This is a genomic window from Luteimonas kalidii, assembly GCF_029887935.1.
GTDB classification, from domain to species: domain Bacteria; phylum Pseudomonadota; class Gammaproteobacteria; order Xanthomonadales; family Xanthomonadaceae; genus Luteimonas; species Luteimonas kalidii.
This window is the reverse complement of the sequence record NZ_JARXRO010000018.1, coordinates 350,972-367,372: the sequence shown is the minus strand read 5'-3', so window position 1 is coordinate 367,372 and position 16,401 is coordinate 350,972. Positions and strand designations below refer to the sequence as shown.

At 71.5% G+C, this 16,401-nt stretch carries 17 protein-coding genes; 2 read left to right on the top strand and 15 right to left on the bottom strand.

Features of this window, described 5'->3' with window-relative positions:
* Positions 1–51 precede the first annotated feature (51 nt).
* The 14 genes from QFW81_RS12625 to QFW81_RS12560 form a co-directional block, all read right to left on the bottom strand.
* On the bottom strand, positions 52–1,752 hold the full coding sequence (locus tag QFW81_RS12625; RefSeq protein ID WP_280579213.1) for a tetratricopeptide repeat protein: 1,701 nt from the start codon (positions 1,750–1,752) through the stop codon (positions 52–54).
* Between the two features lie 336 nt (positions 1,753–2,088).
* Entirely contained in the window at positions 2,089–3,153 is a 1,065-nt protein-coding gene (locus QFW81_RS12620; RefSeq protein WP_280579210.1) for a DUF4380 domain-containing protein, read from the bottom strand.
* On the bottom strand, positions 3,153–3,512 hold the full coding sequence (locus tag QFW81_RS12615; RefSeq protein ID WP_280579209.1) for a PilZ domain-containing protein: 360 nt from the start codon (positions 3,510–3,512) through the stop codon (positions 3,153–3,155). The genes QFW81_RS12620 and QFW81_RS12615 overlap by 1 nt, the downstream gene beginning before the upstream one ends.
* Positions 3,509–4,459, bottom strand: coding sequence for a DNA polymerase III subunit delta' (locus tag QFW81_RS12610; RefSeq protein WP_280579207.1), 951 nt, complete (start codon positions 4,457–4,459; stop codon positions 3,509–3,511). The genes QFW81_RS12615 and QFW81_RS12610 overlap by 4 nt, the downstream gene beginning before the upstream one ends.
* Entirely contained in the window at positions 4,456–5,163 is a 708-nt protein-coding gene (gene tmk, locus QFW81_RS12605) for a dTMP kinase (RefSeq protein WP_280579205.1), read from the bottom strand. The genes QFW81_RS12610 and tmk overlap by 4 nt, the downstream gene beginning before the upstream one ends.
* Complete coding sequence (mltG, locus tag QFW81_RS12600) at positions 5,160–6,215, bottom strand: endolytic transglycosylase MltG (RefSeq protein WP_280579203.1); 1,056 nt, start codon at positions 6,213–6,215, stop codon at positions 5,160–5,162. The genes tmk and mltG overlap by 4 nt, the downstream gene beginning before the upstream one ends.
* A gap of 63 nt (positions 6,216–6,278) precedes the next feature.
* Positions 6,279–7,628: an aminodeoxychorismate synthase component I gene (locus tag QFW81_RS12595; RefSeq protein WP_280579201.1), complete on the bottom strand. Its 1,350-nt coding sequence runs from the start codon at positions 7,626–7,628 to the stop codon at positions 6,279–6,281.
* Positions 7,629–7,826: 198 nt separating this feature from the next.
* Positions 7,827–9,065, bottom strand: a complete 1,239-nt coding sequence (gene fabF / locus QFW81_RS12590; RefSeq protein ID WP_280579199.1) for a beta-ketoacyl-ACP synthase II — start codon at positions 9,063–9,065, stop codon at positions 7,827–7,829.
* Between the two features lie 179 nt (positions 9,066–9,244).
* A complete protein-coding gene (acpP, locus tag QFW81_RS12585) occupies positions 9,245–9,484 on the bottom strand; it encodes an acyl carrier protein (protein ID WP_146387575.1) in 240 nt (79 codons plus the stop codon).
* A gap of 189 nt (positions 9,485–9,673) precedes the next feature.
* Positions 9,674–10,417 (bottom strand): 3-oxoacyl-ACP reductase FabG, encoded by a 744-nt coding sequence (gene fabG / locus QFW81_RS12580; protein WP_280579197.1) that lies wholly within the window; start codon positions 10,415–10,417, stop codon positions 9,674–9,676.
* A 40-nt stretch (positions 10,418–10,457) separates the two neighbouring features.
* On the bottom strand, positions 10,458–11,405 hold the full coding sequence (gene fabD, locus QFW81_RS12575; protein ID WP_280579196.1) for an ACP S-malonyltransferase: 948 nt from the start codon (positions 11,403–11,405) through the stop codon (positions 10,458–10,460).
* 115 nt (positions 11,406–11,520) lie between these two features.
* Entirely contained in the window at positions 11,521–12,504 is a 984-nt protein-coding gene (locus tag QFW81_RS12570; protein ID WP_280579195.1) for a beta-ketoacyl-ACP synthase III, read from the bottom strand.
* 113 nt (positions 12,505–12,617) lie between these two features.
* Positions 12,618–12,812, bottom strand: coding sequence for a 50S ribosomal protein L32 (rpmF, locus tag QFW81_RS12565; protein ID WP_149102163.1), 195 nt, complete (start codon positions 12,810–12,812; stop codon positions 12,618–12,620).
* Between the two features lie 76 nt (positions 12,813–12,888).
* Positions 12,889–13,398 carry a YceD family protein gene (locus QFW81_RS12560; RefSeq protein ID WP_280579192.1) on the bottom strand — a complete coding sequence of 170 codons (510 nt, stop codon included), beginning with the start codon at positions 13,396–13,398 and terminating at the stop codon, positions 12,889–12,891.
* Between the two features lie 134 nt (positions 13,399–13,532).
* On the opposite strand from QFW81_RS12560, the gene QFW81_RS12555 reads away from it, so the two are divergent.
* Together QFW81_RS12555 and QFW81_RS12550 are read left to right on the top strand one after the other, a co-directional pair.
* Positions 13,533–13,892 carry a death domain-containing protein gene (locus QFW81_RS12555; protein ID WP_280579190.1) on the top strand — a complete coding sequence of 120 codons (360 nt, stop codon included), beginning with the start codon at positions 13,533–13,535 and terminating at the stop codon, positions 13,890–13,892.
* A 14-nt stretch (positions 13,893–13,906) separates the two neighbouring features.
* Positions 13,907–14,482: a Maf family protein gene (locus QFW81_RS12550; protein ID WP_280579438.1), complete on the top strand. Its 576-nt coding sequence runs from the start codon at positions 13,907–13,909 to the stop codon at positions 14,480–14,482.
* Here QFW81_RS12550 and QFW81_RS12545 read toward each other — a convergent pair.
* Positions 14,472–16,352 (bottom strand): glycosyltransferase family 39 protein, encoded by a 1,881-nt coding sequence (locus tag QFW81_RS12545; protein WP_280579189.1) that lies wholly within the window; start codon positions 16,350–16,352, stop codon positions 14,472–14,474. The two genes, QFW81_RS12550 and QFW81_RS12545, sit on opposite strands and share 11 nt — an antisense overlap.
* Between the last annotated feature and the right edge of the window lie 49 nt (positions 16,353–16,401).

The window sequence follows — 16,401 nt, the reverse complement described above, 5'->3', positions numbered from 1 at the left end:
CGGTCGCGGCGCGTCGGGCCTGGCGCCCGGCGCGCCACCCGCGGCGGATCCCTACAGGCGCGACGCGGTCAGCGCGATGTCGGACTCGCGCCACGCGACCTCGAAGGCGCGCGACGTCTCCGCCGCCTCCGATCGTTTGCCCTGCGCCTCCAGGCTGCGAGCCAGGCCAAGCAGCGACCAGCCGTTGCCCGGATTACGCTGCAGCTCCTCGCGATAGGTGGCTTCCGCCTCCGCGGCGCGGCCGTCCTCGATCAGGATCGCCCCGAGCGTCTGCCGCACCGGCGCGTGCCAGCCCGGCGGTTCGTCATAGGGAATGCCGTCCTCGATCGCCACCGCCTCGCGCAGCGCCGCCACGGCCGCATCGACGTCGCCGCGCGCGGTCGCGAGTTCGGCCGTGACCGTGCGTTCCGCGATGCGCGTGGCGAACGACAGCGGGTAGCGGTCCCACACCATCCGTTGCGCCATCGCCGGATCGGCGGCGAGCGTGCCCAGTGCGGCGAGGTGCGTGTCCGCCGCGTCCAGGCGTCCCTGGCGGATCGCCGCCATCGCCTGCGCGTAATGCCAGATCGCGGTGACGTACGGCAGGTCGGGCGCCGGATTCTCGACCCCGGCGATCTCGTCCCAGCGCCCGAACCGCACGCGGTCGAACCAGGGCGTCATCCAGTAATGCTGCAGTCCCTCGAAACCGGGCGTGCGCATCAGTTCGGGCAGATGGGTGCGTTCCGCGGTCGCCAGCGCCGCCGCCCGCGCCACTGCGGCGTTGCCCTCCATGCTCGCGGCGAACCACAGGAAATGGTGGTTGTGCGGCACGTAACCCAGCGGATACACCCCCTGCGTGTTGCCGCGGCACAGCGCGAGGTAGGCATCGTCGGCCTCGATCGCGCGCTGGTTGGCGATCACCGCATCGTGCCAGCGACCCACGCGTGCGTAGATGTGCGCCGGCATGTGCACGAGGTGCCCGGAGCCCGGCACCAGATCCCGCAGCCGGTCGGCGGCGGCGGCGCCGCGCTGCGGATCGGCCGAGGCCTCGACCGCATGCACGTACAGGTGCAGCGCGCCGGCATGGTCCGGGTCGCGCGCCATCACCGATTCCAGCGTGCGTACGACCTCGGCCGTGTGGCCCTTGGGCTGCAGTTGCGCGTCGTAGTAGTCCCAGGGCTGCAGGTCCATCATCGCCTCGGCCAGCATGACTGCCGCGTCGAGGTCGTCGGGGCGGTCCCGCACCAGCGCGCGCATGGCCTCGGCATAGGCCTCGTCGAGCGGGCGGCGGTCGTCCGGTGGTTGCGCGGCATAGCGGGCGGACAGCGCCTCGATGAAGGCCCGCTCGCGCACGCCGGCGCGGGGTGCGAGTTCGCGCGCGCGCTGCAGGCGGGCCCACGCGTCGGCGTTGTCGGCCGGATCCATCGCGGCGTTCACATGCGGGCCCAGCACCAGCGCCGCGCCCCACCAGCACATGGCGCAGTCAGGATCGAGTTCGGTCGCCTTGAGGAACGAGCGCTCGGCGGCGTCGTGGTTGAAGCCGTAAGTCAGCATCAAGCCCTGGTCGAACCAGCGCTGGACCTCGGGATGGGAACTGGTCACCTCGAAGTGGTAGTCGCCCAGGCCGTCGAGCAGGTGCGCGCCGACCATCGCAAGTTCCGGAGGCGAGACCGCGGGCGCCGCTTCGGCGGCCGTCACGGCGCCGCGGTGATCGCACGCGGCGAACGAGAGCGCGCCCAGCGCGCAGGCCAGGACCAGGGGACGCAGTTGCATGGGAACCTCCACGGCAGGTGCAGGCGCATCGCGCGGGCCCGCCTGGTTCGGCGAAGCCGCCCGCCCCGTGCCGCGCCTGGATGACATCCCGCGCCTTCGCCGGCGGCACGGGAACCACCGGCACGGGAGAATGGGTCGGGCCGCCGGCTGGCGGCCGTCCATCGGCAGGCCCGATCGCAGGTCCGGGCCGACCCGCGTTCCGGTCGGGAGGGCCTCAGCGAGCGCGTATCGGGCTCCGATTCACTTCACGACGCGGGATGGCGCAGGAATCGGCCACCGTGCGGACGGGGGCCGGCACACCTGCAGCGGGATCCGGCGCCGGCGCCGGCGGGAGCGTCAGTGCCCCAGACCCAGGGCGCGCAAAGCGGCGACCAAGGCATCGCGCTGGGCTTCCAGGGTGTCCGGCCCGTCGTAGGGGAACACCGTCCAGGTCTCGCCCGACCGCATCGTCTCGCCGGGCGCCAGGCTGCGCATCGGGGCGTGGACCTCGAGTTCCAGCAGGCCCGCGTCGGGATCGTCGGCGTGCCACTGCTGGTACAGCTCGACCTGCCCGTGCTCGGGATCGATCGCCGTGTCCGGCTGCCGCTCGAAGCGGATCAGCAGCAGTTGGCCGGCATTGAAGCCCGCGATCCAGCCGGCGGACGGCGCGATGAAGATCTTGCCGCGGCGCCCGTCCTTGCCGGGTGGCGGCGGCGCGAGCTGCAGCGAATACAGCCCGTCCCGCCACCAGGCCACCGGCCCGGCGAACGACGCGTCCTCGTCGGCACGCAGGCGCGCGTCGGCCTCGCGGGCGACCGGCACGAACACCCGGCTGCCGGCCGGCAGCCGGGTGTTGAACCACAGGTTGCGGCGCACCTCGCGCTCGCGGATGTTGACCGCTTCCGCGCCCAGCGCGAGCGTGGCCGGGGTCTGGCCGGAGAGCCGGAACGACTGGCTCGCGCGCAGGCCACTGACGGGGCTGTCCACGCCTTCGAGCACCAGCGCCAGGGGCGAGCGCTCGACGATCCGGTTGCGGCCGTAGGCCAGGAACGGATCGGGCGGCCACACCGCGGCGGCGGCGCGGCGCTCCGCGTTCACGTCCTGGTCGAGCCACCAGCGCGACTGGGCGCCGGTCCACAGCTCGTGGCCCATGTAGGGAATGTTCTCGCCGTCGGCCGAGGGCACAGGCGGCGGTATGTTCGCGACCGCGTCGCCGACCTTGAGCAGGTTCGACCTGCCCGGCAGCGACAGGTGGACGATGCGCCCGCCCAGCCCGGGTGCGATCTCGACCTGCAGGTGGCCATCGTCCAGGCGCACGCGTTCGGTGGCATGGACCGCGGGCAGCGCCAGCAGCGTGACCGCGGACAGTGCGCACAGCCGACGGAACCGGCGCATCATGCGGCCCAGCACGATGCGGACCATCACATCGTGTTCGTCGGCTTCTCGGCGGACAGCGATCCGGCGAGCAGGGTCTCGATCCGGTTCTTCACCGTCTCGCCCTCGGGCGTATCGGCGAACTGCACGCCCACGCCCGCCACCCGTGCGCCCTGGGCGCCGGTCGGCGTCACCCAGACCACCTTGCCCGCCACCGGCAGGCGGTCGCTGGACTCGGGCAGGGTCAGCAGCAGGAACACCTCGTCACCGAGGAAATAGCGCTTGGGCGTCGGGACGAAGATGCCGCCGTACTTGAGGTACGGCATGTACGCGCCGTAGAGCGTCGCCTTGTCCTTCAGTGCCAGCGACAGGATGCCCTGCCGTGCGCCGCCCGCGGTGCTGCTCATCGGTGTGTCCTCGATCCTGTCCCGGTGCGCGGCGCGTCGGCGCCGCGCCATGCCAGCAGCAGTTCCGCGACCGCGAGGTCCGCGCGCACCGTGGTGCGCAGCAGGTCGCGGGTGCGGTTGGCCGCGTCGAACCACCGCGCCAGCTTCCGGATTCGCGCCGGATCGGTCAACCCCGTGGCTTCGGCCACGGCCAGGTCGGCGGCGTGGCTCAGTCGCAGCCTGCCGTGATCGTCGGCGACCCAGCGCTGCGCGGTCTCGATCGGTGCCGCGTCGCCGCGCGCGAGCCGCGCGAGGTCGTCGGCCACCTCGCGACGCAGCTGCAGCCCGCCATCGCGCAGCCAGGCGTCGGCAAGGCCGGGATGGCCACGCGCCGCCGCCAGCGCTTCGTGCGCGGCGGCCGCATCGTGGCCCTGGGCGAGCAGCCAGGCCAGCGCTTCTTCGCGCGGCGGCAGGCGCAGCTCCAGGCGCTGGCAGCGGCTGCGGATCGTCGCCGGCAGTCGCGCCGGATTCGACGCCAGCAGCCACAGATAGCGCCCGGGCTGCGGCTCCTCCAGCGTCTTGAGCAGTGCGTTGGCGGCCGAGACGTTGATCGCATCGGCCGGATCGACGATCGCCACCTGGGCGGCCCCGTACTGCGGCGTCAGCGAGAGCTTCTCCGACAATGCGCGGATCTGCTCGATCACGATCTCGGTACGCAGCCGCGTGCCTTCGCGGTTGGGCTGCAGCGTGACGATGTGGAAATCCGGATGCGTCCCGGCCTCGATCAGGTGCGCTGCGCGCGCCTCGTGCGCGCCCAGCAGGTGCGTGGCCAGGCGTTCGGCCACCGCGCGCTTGCCCAGTCGCGCAGGGCCGCACACCAGCAGCGCATGGCCCAGGCGCCCGTCGGCCAGGTTCGCCGCCGCCTGGTCGTAGGCGCGCTGCTGCCAGGGTGCTAGCGGCGGCGTCATGCGCCGTCCCGCCATTCGCGCAGCAGTCGGACGGCCTCGGCCGCGACCACGCCGGCGGGCCGCGCGGCGTCGATCACACGGATGCGCGCCGGATCGGCCGTAGCGCGCGCACGATAGGCGGCGCGCACGCGTTCGAAGAATTCGTCGCGCTCCGACTCGATCCGGTCGGGCACCAGGTCGCGGCCGCGGGTGCGTTCGCGGCCCCGGGCGACGTCCAGGTCGAGCAGCAGCGTCAGGCCCGGGCGCAACCCGACCACGCGTCGCTCGAGTTCGGCGATCCAGTCCGCGTCGATGCCACGGCCGCCGCCCTGGTAGGCGAAGCTGGAGTCGGTGAAGCGGTCGCACAGCACCCACCCGCCCCGGTCCAGCGCGGGGCGGATCGTCTCGTGCACATGCTGTGCGCGGGCGGCGAACATCAACAGCAGTTCGGCGTTGGCGCAGGGCGATTCGTGCGCGGGGTCGAGCAGCAGCGCGCGGATGCGCTCGGCCAGCGGCGTCCCGCCCGGTTCCCGGGTGGCCACCACCTCGTCGCCGCCTTCGCGCAGCGCCTCTCGCAAGGCATTGAGCACCGTGGTCTTGCCCGCGCCCTCGCCGCCTTCCAGCGAGACGAAGCGCGGATGCCCGCGAACGGCATCGCGCTTTCCGCGCGCCGCCTCGTCAGCCGCATCGATGATCGCGCCCGGGCGCGTGGGCGAACCGCTCATTGCGGCGAGAACCGCTCGCGGTAGCGGCGCACGTATTCGCGCACCGCGGCGTTGTGTTCGTCGAGCGTGCGCGAGAACACGTGCCGCCCGCTGCCGTCTCCGACGGCGACGAAATACAGCGCGTCGCCGTCCGCCGGGTTCGTCGCGGCGCGGATCGCCTCGACCCCCGCCATCGCGATCGGCGTCGGCGGCAGACCGTCGCGGGTGTAGGTGTTGTAGGGCGTGTCGGCCAGCAGGTCGGCGCGACGGATGTTGCCATCGTAGGTGCTGCCCATGCCGTAGATCACGGTGGGATCGGTCTGCAGGCGCATCCCTGCGCGCAGGCGGCGCGTGAACACGCCACCGATCTGCGCGCGCTCCGAGGCGATCCCGGTCTCCTTTTCGATGATCGAGGCCAGCACCAGTGCCTGGTCGGCGTCCTCCAGCGGCAGGTCGTGTGCGCGCGATTCCCACGCTCCCTGCAGCGCCTGCTCCAGCGCGCGGTTGGCCCGGCGCAGCAGGTCCAGGTCCGTGTCGCCGCGGGTATAGGCGTAGGTTTCCGGCAGGAAGCGGCCCTCCGGGTGCACGCCGGGCCGGTCCAACGCGGCCATCAGCGCCGCATCGTCCATCGCGCCCAGCGTCTGTTCGAGCGGCATGGCCTTCGCCAGCGCCGCGCGCAGCTCGCGGATGTTCCAGCCTTCGACGATGGTGAAGCGGTAGGACACCACCTGGCCGTCGCGCATCTGCTCCAGCAGCCGGCGCGGCGTGGTCGCCGGATCGAGCGCGTATTCGCCGACCTGGATGCGGGCATCCGCGCCCAGCTGGCGTGCCAGCAGGCGCCATTCCAACTCGTGGCCGGCGTCGATCCCGGCCTCGCGCAGCCGCCCGAGCACGCGTACGAACGAATCGCCGCGCTCCACGCGCAGCGTCTGGCCCTGTTCGATGCCCTGCAGGGGTGCATCGGCGAACCCGGTGTAGCGGTCGTACAGCCAGACCGCGGCCGCGCCGGCCAGCAACGCGGAGACCACGAACAGCAGGCCCAGGCCGCGCCGGCGCCCGCCTTCAGCGGCCACGTGCCGGCGCCTCGGAGATGGATCGAATCGTCATCGGCTCAGGATACCTTGGCGCGCGGATGACTACGGCACCAGCGCGCGCAGCATGCCGCGCGCCTTGGCCCGGGTCTCGTCCAGCTCCCGCGCCGGATCGGAGTCGGCCACGATCCCGGCACCGGTGCGGAACCGCGCCAGGTCTCCCTCCAGCTCCGCGCTGCGGATCAGGATGTTCAGGTCGAGGTCGCCGTCGCGGTTGAGCCAGCCCATCGCACCGGTGTAGGCGCCGCGTCCGGTGCGTTCGAGTTCGGCGATCACCTGCATGCAGCGCACCTTCGGGCAACCGGTGATCGTGCCGCCGGGGAAGGTGGCGGCGATCACCGCGCCCGGCGTGGTGCCGGCACGCAGCCGGCCGCGCACGTTGCTGACGATGTGGTGCACGTGGGCATAGCTTTCGATCGTCATCAGTTCGTCGACCTCCACGCTGCCCGGCGCGCAGACGCGGCCCAGGTCGTTGCGCTCCAGGTCCACCAGCATCACGTGTTCGGCGCGTTCCTTGGGGTGGCCGGCGAGTTCGCGCACGCGGGCCGCATCGTCGTCGCCCGGCACGCGCGGTCGGGTCCCGGCGATCGGGCGGGTCTCGACCGTGTCGCCGCGCACCGTCACCAGGCGTTCGGGCGAAGCGCTCACCACCGCCCAGTCCACGCCGGCATACAGGCCGGCGAACGGGGCCGGGTTCGCCTCGCGCAGGCGCGCGTACAGCGCGGCCGGATCGGGCTTCATGTCGAATCGCGCGCGCCACCCGCGCGACAGGTTGGCCTGGAACACGTCGCCGGCCGCGAGATAGCGCAGGATGCGCGCCACGCCATCGAGGAACTCCTGCGGCGGATCCTCGTCCAGCTGCGCGGGCGGTCGCCATGGAGGCGGTGCCGCCTGCGTGGACGCGGCGGCGAGGTCGCGCTCGATGGTCTCCAGCAGTGCGGCGGCACCGGCTTCGGACACGGCCATGCATTCGCCGCTGGCATGATCGTGCAGCAGCGCAGCCGGGCAGCGCAGCGCCTGCGCGACCGGCAGGCCACCGGCCGCGCGCGGCAGCCGCAGCACGGGTTCCACCTGTGCGGCCAGTTCGTAGCCGAGCAGCAGCGCCCAGCCGCCGCGGAAGGGCCAGCGCGGCTCCTCGCGCGGCTGGCGCAAGGACTGCCACGCGGCGTCGAGGGCGCCCAGGAAGCTGCCTTCGACCTGCCTGCCTGCCTGGTCGCGGGTGATGCCGTCCGCGTCCAGCGTCAGCGACCCGCCATCGGTCGCCAGCAGCAGGTCCCAGCGCGACTGCGCGGTGCCGTGCGCCACCGACTGCAGCAGCACCGGGTAGCGCGCCGGATCGACCCGGTGCAGCGCGAGCAGGTCGGTATCGGACGCAAGCGGCCTGCTGATCAGCACGGGGGTCCCGCCGCCACAGTCGATGGGCGTGCGACAGACCGCACCGCGGCACGCGTGCCCGGGCTGCGCAGCGAACGCGTCCACGCACCTCGCTTCCACCGGGTCATGCCGCCATACACTCCATCGTCGCCACCTCCGCGCGCCGCCCGGATCCGGGCCACGACCTCCGCGCCCCTGGCCACGCCGGCGGCGGGGCGGTCACACCCGCTTGAACACCAGGGTGCCGTTGGTACCGCCAAAGCCGAACGAGTTCGACAGTGCGATATCCACACGCGCTTCGCGCGCGGTGTGCGCGACATAGTCCAGGTCGCAGCCCTCGGAAGGATGGTCGAGGTTGATGGTCGGCGGGACGATGCCCGCATGCAGCGCCATCGCCGAGAACACCGCCTCCACGCCGCCGGCGGCGCCGAGCAGATGGCCGGTCATCGACTTGGTCGAACTGACCATCAGCTTCGCCGCATGCGCACCGAACACGCTCTTGATGCCCATCGTCTCGGCCAGGTCGCCCTGCGGGGTCGAGGTGCCGTGGGCGTTGACGTAGCCGACCGCGGACGGATCGATCCCGGCATCGCGCAGCGCCGCCACCATGCAGCGCGCGCCGCCCTCGCCGTTCTCGCTCGGGGCGGTCATGTGGTGCGCGTCGCCGCTCATGCCGAAGCCGGCGAGTTCGGCGTAGATGCGTGCGCCGCGCGCCTTCGCGCGTTCGTATTCCTCCAGCACCAGCACGCCGGCGCCGTCACCCATGACGAAGCCGTCGCGGTCCCTGTCCCAGGGACGCGAGGCCTTCTGCGGCTCGTCGTTGCGGGTGGACAGCGCCTTCATCGAACAGAAGCCGCCGACCGACGTCGGCGTGGTGGCGAACTCGGCGCCGCCGGCGATCATCGCGTCGGCATCGCCGTACTGGATCATGCGCGCGGCCAGGCCGATGTTGTGGGTGGCCGTGGTGCACGCGGTGACTGCGGCGATGTTCGGGCCCTTGGCACCGGTCATGATCGAAACCTGGCCGGAGATCATGTTGATGATCGTGCTGGGCACGTAGAACGGCGAGATCTTGCGCGGGCCGCCTTCGTGGTACTTGATCGAGGTTTCCTCGATGCCCTTGAGGCCGCCGATCCCTGCGCCGATCGCCACGCCGATGCGCTCGGCCGCCTCGCCGGAGATCTCCAGGCCTGCATCGCGGATCGACATCAGCGCCGCGGCGACGCCGTAGTGCACGAAGGGATCCATCTTCTTGATGTCCTTCGCCGGGATCCACTGCGCGGCGTCGAATCCCTTCACTTCGCCGGCGATGCGGGTGGCGAACGCGGAGGCGTCGAAATGGGTGATCGGGCCGATGCCCGACCGGCCGTTGACGATGCCGTCCCAGCTCGAGGCGAGGTCGTTGCCGAGCGGCGACAGAATGCCGATGCCGGTAATGGCGACGCGGCGCTTGGACATGGTCGGCTCTCCTCAGACTTGCGGTGTGCGTCGCGCGCGCCGGCAGGGCGCACCGCAAAACGCACGAGGCCGCAATGCGGCCCCGGGGTTGTGTTCGACCCGGCCGCACGGCGGCCGGGGGGATCGCATCGGCTGCACGGCCACGCCCGGCCGCTGGCCAGGCGTGGCGCCGACGGGCGTCACGCCTTGACGTGGGCCTTGATGTAGTCGATCGCCTGCTGCACCGAGGTGATCTTCTCGGCTTCCTCGTCCGGGATCTCGCACTCGAACTCTTCCTCGAGCGCCATGACCAGCTCGACGGTATCGAGCGAATCCGCGCCGAGGTCGTCGACGAAGGACGCGCTTGCGCTGACTTCCTCTTCCTTCACGCCCAGTTGTTCGACCACGATCTTCTTGACGCGTTCTTCGATGCTGCTCATTGGCTGTAGGCTCCGCGGAGGCTGTTACGGTGGCAAGTGTAAGGGCTGGACCGGGGCGAGGATAGCGCGTTGCCGCGGCGCTGCCCCGGGGCGGATCCGCGAACCGGACAACCCGGCCGCGCAATCCTTTTCAAATCGGCAACTTAGGCCCCTGCGCGAGGACAGCGTGCAGGGGCCCGAACGCGATCCTCACGGCATGTACATGCCGCCATTGACGTGCAGGGTCTCGCCGGTGATGTAGCCCGCGCCGGGCCCGGCGAGGAAGGCGACCGCGTTGGCGATGTCCGCGGCCTGGCCGAGCCGCCCGAGGGCGATCTGGCCGAGCAGCGCAGTGCGCGCGTCTTCCGGCAGCGCCGCGGTCATGTCGGTCTCGATGAAGCCCGGCGCGACCACGTTCACGGTCACGCCGCGCGAGCCGATCTCCTTGGCCAGCGACTTGCTGAAGGCGATGATGCCGGCCTTGGCCGCGGCGTAATTGGTCTGGCCCGCGTTGCCGGTGACGCCGATCACCGAGGCGATGCTGATGATGCGGCCCTTGCGCGCCTTCATCATCCCGCGCATCACCGCCTTTGACGCGCGGTAGACGCTGGTCAGGTTGGTGTCGAGGATGGCCTGCCAGTCCTCGTCCTTCATCCGCATCAGCAGGTTGTCGCGGGTGATGCCGGCGTTGTTGACCAGGATCGAGAGCGCGCCCACGTCCTTGCCGATCGCGTCCACGAGCGCCTCGATCCCGCCCGGTTGCGACACGTCCAGCACGCGGCCATGGCCGCCGTGGGCCGCGAGCCACTCGCCGATCGCGGCAGCGCCGGCTTCCGAGGTCGCGGTGCCCACCACGGTCGCGCCCTGCGCGGCCAGCAGGTCGGCGATGGCGGCACCGATACCGCGGCTGGCGCCGGTGACGAGCGCGATCTCGCCGTCGAGGGGTCGGGTCATGTGGTCTCCCAGGTGTTCACAGGAAAAAGCGGCATGGCACTCAGGCGGCGGACCAGTCGACGCGCGCCGACTCGAAGTCGCCGACGGCGCCGATGGCGCGCGCGTCCAGCCCCTTGTCGATGCGCCTGGCGAGGCCGGCGAGCACCTTGCCCGGGCCGCACTCGGCGATGCGCGTCGCGCCCCCGGCGGCCAGCGCCTGCACGCAAGCGGTCCAGCGCACGGGCAGGTACAGCTGGCGCACCAGAGCGTCACGGATCGCATGCACGCCGGCGTGCACTTCCGCGTCCACGTTCTGCACCACCGGAAGCGCGGGCTCGCGCCAGTCCAGGCCGCCCATGGTCTCGGACAGGCGGTTCGCCGCCTCGCGCATCAGCGGCGTGTGCGAAGGCACGCTGACGGCCAGCTTCACCGCCTTGCGCACGCCCCGGTCCTGCAGCAGCGCGAGCGCGCGGTCGACGGCGGCGGCGTCGCCGCCGATCACGATCTGGCCGGGCGAATTGTAGTTCGCCGGCACCACCACGCCGCTGTGCGAGGCCTCGCGGCACACCGCTTCCACCAGTGCGTCGTCGGCACCGATCACCGCCGCCATCGCGCCGGTGCCGGCCGGGGCCGCTTCCTGCATCAGCTGCCCGCGGATGCGCACCAGGTGCGCGCCATCCCTGAGCGACAGCGCGCCGGCGGCGACCAGCGCGGCGTACTCGCCGAGACTGTGGCCCGCGAGTCGTGTCGGCTGCGTCCCGCCGGCAGCCTGCCAGGCGCGCCACACGGCGACGCCAGCGGCGAGCAGCGCGGGCTGCGTGTACTCGGTGCGGTTGAGCTGTTCTTCGGGCCCGCCCTGCGACAGCGCCCACAGGTCGACGCCGGCGCCTTCGGACGCTTCGTCGAAGGTCGCGCGGATCTGCGGATGTAGTTCCGACAGTTCCGCGAGCATGGCCACCGACTGCGAGCCCTGACCGGGGAACACGAACGCGAGGTGCGGATCGGTCACGCGTGAATCCGTGGGAAAAACAGGGCGCGATGATACGGGCAAACGGCGGGGCGCGTCTGTACCGGGGCGTATGCGCGCATGCGTGCGCGACGGCTTCCCACGCGCACGCGATCGTTCAGTAGCGCAGCAGCGCCGAGCCCCAGGTGAAGCCGCCGCCGAACGCTTCCAGCAGCAGCAACTGGCCGCGCTGCACGCGGCCCGACCGCACCGCCTCGTCCAGCGCCAGCGGCACCGACCCCGAAGAGGTATTGCCGTGCTTGTCGACGGTGACGACCACGCGCGCCATCGGCATGTCCAGCCGCTTCGCCGTCGCCTCGATGATGCGCAGGTTGGCCTGGTGCGGGATCAGCCAGTCGATGTCGTGGCGATCCAGGCCGTTGGCCTCGAGCGTTTCCTCGACCACCGAATCGAGTGCCTTGACCGCGTACTTGAACACGTCGCTGCCGGACATGCGGATGCGCACGCCGGCGTTCTTGGCGTGTTCGTCGAACCCGACCGAAACGCCGACCGGGTTCCACAGCAGCTCCTTCTTGGCGCCGTCGGCGTGCAGGTGAGTGCTGAGGATGCCGGTCTCGGCATCGGCCCTGAGCACCACCGCGCCGGCGCCGTCGCCGAACAGCACGCAGGTCTCGCGCTCGGTCCAGTCGACCATGCGGGTCAGGGTCTCGGAGCCGACCACCAGCACCGTCTTCGCATCGCCACAGCGGACGAACTTGTCGGCCACCGACAGCGCGTACAGGAACCCCGAGCACGCGGCGTTGACGTCGAACGCACCGCAGCCGGCGATGCCCAGGCGCTGCTGCAGCAGGCACGCCGAGGACGGGAAGATCAGGTCCGGCGTGGTGGTGCCGAAGACGATCAGGTCGATCTCGTCGGCGGCCACCCCGGCAGCCTCCAGCGCGCGCTGCGAAGCATGCAGCGCCAGGTCGACCGTGGTCTCGCCCTCGGCGGCGATGTGGCGCTCACGGATGCCGGTGCGCGAAGCGATCCATTCGTCGCTGGTGTCGACGATCTTCGACAGGTCGTCGTTGGTCAGCACCTTGGAAGGCAGGTAGCTGCCGGTACCGGCAATGCGGGAATAGATGCGCTCGTTGCTCATCGCTGGGGATCGCCCTCGGGTCGTTGCGGGCGACGTGCGCGCCGCGGAAACGCCGCAGGCGCGGGCGCCATGGGCGTGCCGGTGTCGCGGGTCCGCGCGCGGACCGCGACGGGTCAGTCTTCCTCGACGACCTTGACCTTGGGCTGGATCACCTGCTTGCCGCGGTAGTAGCCGTCGGCGGTGATGTGGTGGCGCAGGTGGGTCTCGCCCGAGGTCGGGTCGGTGGCGAGCTGCTTCGCCGTCAGCGCGTCATGGGAACGACGCATGCCACGACGGGACGGGGTGACGCGGGACTTCTGCACAGCCATGGGATTGCTCCGGAAACGATTCTGTTGTTGCGGCTACTTCGGGGAACGCCATGACGGCGCGGGACACTTCAAACCTTCAGTTCTGCTTCTTCAACGCGGCCAGCCCGGCGAAGGGATTGGCGCGGACCTCTTCCTCGGCCGAGACCGGCCAGTCGCGCTCCACCGACTCCGAACCCGGCTTCACCGGAACCACCGGAACGGCCAGGATCAGCTCGTCCTCCACCAGGTCCAGCAGCCGCAGCGCGCCGTCCTCCGGCACCAGCAGCGGCTCGTAACCCGGCGGCAGCCCGGCCTCGTCCGCTTCCTCGCGGATCAGGCCGAGCCGTTGCACCGTGTGCACCGGGAACAGGAACCGCTGCAGCGTGCGCTGGCATTGCAGCGGCAGCTCCGCATCGAGCTTCAGTTCCAGGTACGGGACCCGCATGGCATCGCGATCGAATCCGAGCGCGAACTCCACCTCGCCCTCGGCATCGACCAGCGCGCCCTGCAGCCGTGGCAGCGCGGACAACGCGACCCGCCCGGCGAACTCCCGCCGCGCGGTGACCATGCGCCAGGCGTCCAGGATTTCGGGCAATTCCGCGGACATAAGCGGCGGAATATTAAGGATGCCGTGCCCCCGTGTCAAACCCGGTCGCTTGGGCCAACCCGCTGTCGCGACAGGGAATTTGCCGGGGGGCAGCCACCACCGTCAGACTGCAGCCCCGCCCCGGAAGCGCCATTGTGACCGTGTTTGCCCTTTGCCTGCTGCTGGTCGTCGCCGCGTTCGCGCTGTCGCTCTGGTGGCGCCGCCGCGGCGAACGCCGCCACCGGGCGATGGCGCGGCTGCTGGATTCGGCCGACGCGCTGGAGGACCGGCTGCGCACCGCGCGCTCGGAGATCGAGGCGATCGCGGGCGATGAACAGAACCCCGTACGCGAGGCGATGCAGGAGATGCTGCGCCAGCGACTGTGGCTGCAGCAGCACGGCCAGGAGGCGTCGCTGGAGCAGCTCGACACCGTCCGTGCCTCGATCGACGCGGCCCGCGGCAACATCGAACGCCAGTTACTGCAGATCGAGCGCGCCCGCGCCTCGCTGCATTGAGCGCGCGCGTGCCCGTGCCACGGCTGATCCTGGCCTCGACTTCGCGCTACCGCGCCGAGCTGCTGGCGCGGCTGCGGCTGCCGTTCGAGACCGCGCGCCCGGAGGTGGACGAACAGCCGCGTTCCGGCGAATCGCCCGCGTCGCTGGCGCTGCGGCTGGCGACCGCCAAGGCCGCCGCCGTCGCAGCCACCCGCCCGGGTGCGCTGGTGCTGGGATCCGACCAGGTGGCCAGCTGCGAAGGCCGGATCCTGGGCAAGCCCGGCACCCGCCCGAACGCCATCGCCCAGCTGCAGGCGATGTCCGGGCGCGAGGTGGTGTTCCTGACCGCGCTGGCGGTGGTCGAGGCCGACGATCCGGGCGAGCAGGCGCTCGACACCACCACGGTCCGCTTCCGCAGCCTGTCGGACGACGAGATCGCGCGTTACGTGGACGCCGAGTCGCCGCTCGACTGCGCCGGCAGCTTCAAGTGCGAGGGTCTCGGCATCGCGCTGTTCGATGCGATCGAATCGCGCGATCCCACGGCTCTGGTCGGCCTGCCGCTGATCGCCACCGCGCGGCTGCTGCGCGCGCGCGGCCTGGTCATTCCCTGAGCGCATCCGTGCGCGGCGCGGGCGCCACCCGGATCGGGGTTTCGATCCAGTCCTCGACGCTGCCGTCGCGCCCATGCAGGCGCAGCCCCAACCACCGACGCCCCGGCGCAAGTGCCGCGCCGTCGACCTGCGCCCGGAAGCCGACGTCCGGGTGCCCGGGATCGTTGGAAATGCGCCAGAACTGGGCCGTCCCCGGACTCGGCAGCCCGTAGCGCGCCTCGCCGACCACGCGCCCGTCGACCAGGATCTCGACCCGCGACAGGCCGACGCCATCCTTGAACGCCCACCCGGCGACTTCGAACCCGCCCGCGACGCGGCCGCCGGTTTCGGGTGTGTCGATCCAGGCCATGGCCGGGGTCCGGCAGCTGTCCTCGCCCGGGTCCGCCGCCACTCCCTGCGGCCACGCCAGCAGGACGAACCGCTGGCGTCCATGGTCGATGTTGAGCACCCGTGGCGCCGGCAGCGGACCCAGCAGTTCGCACAGCGCGTGGTAGCGCTGCAGCAGTTCGCGGTACGGCACGTCGCTGGCGCCCACCACCAGCAGCAACGGCGCCCCGGCGAGCGCTTCGCGCGAGACGACCTCCAGGCCCCACAGCTTCAGCTGCGGTGCGCGTCCATGCGCGCGGTTGAGCGGATGGTCGAGCACGGGAATATCGGTTTCCCCGAGTGCGAAGCCGAGTTCCGCGCCGATCTTGAAGTTGTCGGCGACCAGACGGGTACCGGGCGGCAGGGTGGCGCGCAGTCGGTCGACTTCGCCCGCAAGCCGGTCCCAGCCGGCGAAGTTCGACGGATACCATTTGAACTCCGCCAGTTGCGCACGCACCTGCGGCGTGGACACGGCGACGTAATACCCCAGCACCGCGACCAGGCCGCAGCCGGCCAGCGCCCAGGTCGCGATCCGGAGCCAGCGCGCCCAGCCCGCCAGCACTGCCGGCAGCAACGGCAGCAACGCGACATACCCCGGCAGCGGCCAGTGGAAACTCACCCGTTCGGTATCGGCGAAGAAACCGAGCACGAAGAAGCCCGCGACGACGATGCCGCCGCTGAGCGCGAGCAGGCGCAGCGCGGGGCGCTCGTTGCGCCGGAATCGCCACGCTGCGACCAGCAGCGCCACGAACAACAGTGGCGTCACCAGCACCGCCTGGATGCCGAGGAAGGTGATGCCTTCCAGGTGCAGCGACCAGGGATGGCGGTCGACCAGCTGGAACCGGAGTCCGGCTTCGGCGTTCTCGACGTTCCAGGCCAGCAGCGGCATCCAGGCCGCGGCCCCGAACGTGAGCGCGATGATGACGCGCGGATCGCGCAGCAGCGCGCGCCCCTGCGGCATCAGCAGCAGTGCGAGGAAGCCGGCGCCCAGCGCGGCGATGAAGCGGTAATGGCTCAGTGCGCCGATCGCGAGCGCCAGCGCCAGCTGCGCCGCATTGGCATGAGAGACTCGTCGCAGCATCTTCGCCAGCGCATCCAGTGCCAGCAGCGTCGCCAGCGCCAGCAGCACGTCCGGCAGCGCCATCACCCCGAGCATCGCGAACAGCGGCAGCACGAGCGCCCCGCAGCCGGCGACCCAGCCCGCGTGCGCGTCGCATTCACGCCGGGTGAGCGCGACCACGATCCACGGCAGCATCACCGAGACCAGCAGGAACAGCGCGCGCGCGGCGAGCACGCCATCGCCGAACAGTTCGCCGCCCAGGCGGATGGTCCAGGCGGTCAGGCCGGGCAGGTCGGAATAGGCCCACGCCAGATGGCGGCCCTCCTGCCAGTAGAACGCCTCGTCGACGAACAGCGGCAGTCGCGCGGCCACCGCCAGCTTGACCAGCACGGTCACCGTCCAGAGCGTGACGAATGCCGCACGCGCCCGATTGTGTTCCCGCATTGCGCCGCGACCCCGCTACACTCGATGACGATTCGATGAGGAGAGCGCC

Bases quoted from the DNA above. Each gene is read 5' to 3' on its own strand.
- QFW81_RS12560 (WP_280579192.1), bottom strand. From the start codon at position 13,398: ATGTCCGCGGAATTGCCCGAAATCCTGGACGCCTGGCGCATGGTCACC.
- QFW81_RS12545 (WP_280579189.1), bottom strand. From the start codon at position 16,352: ATGCGGGAACACAATCGGGCGCGTGCGGCATTCGTCACGCTCTGGACG.
- rpmF (WP_149102163.1), bottom strand. From the start codon at position 12,812: ATGGCTGTGCAGAAGTCCCGCGTCACCCCGTCCCGTCGTGGCATGCGT.
- QFW81_RS12620 (WP_280579210.1), bottom strand. From the start codon at position 3,153: ATGGTCCGCATCGTGCTGGGCCGCATGATGCGCCGGTTCCGTCGGCTG.
- fabG (WP_280579197.1), bottom strand. From the start codon at position 10,417: ATGACCCGACCCCTCGACGGCGAGATCGCGCTCGTCACCGGCGCCAGC.
- QFW81_RS12610 (WP_280579207.1), bottom strand. From the start codon at position 4,459: ATGACGCCGCCGCTAGCACCCTGGCAGCAGCGCGCCTACGACCAGGCG.
- QFW81_RS12625 (WP_280579213.1), bottom strand. From the start codon at position 1,752: ATGCAACTGCGTCCCCTGGTCCTGGCCTGCGCGCTGGGCGCGCTCTCG.
- tmk (WP_280579205.1), bottom strand. From the start codon at position 5,163: ATGAGCGGTTCGCCCACGCGCCCGGGCGCGATCATCGATGCGGCTGAC.
- fabF (WP_280579199.1), bottom strand. From the start codon at position 9,065: ATGTCCAAGCGCCGCGTCGCCATTACCGGCATCGGCATTCTGTCGCCG.
- QFW81_RS12570 (WP_280579195.1), bottom strand. From the start codon at position 12,504: ATGAGCAACGAGCGCATCTATTCCCGCATTGCCGGTACCGGCAGCTAC.
- QFW81_RS12615 (WP_280579209.1), bottom strand. From the start codon at position 3,512: ATGAGCAGCACCGCGGGCGGCGCACGGCAGGGCATCCTGTCGCTGGCA.
- acpP (WP_146387575.1), bottom strand. From the start codon at position 9,484: ATGAGCAGCATCGAAGAACGCGTCAAGAAGATCGTGGTCGAACAACTG.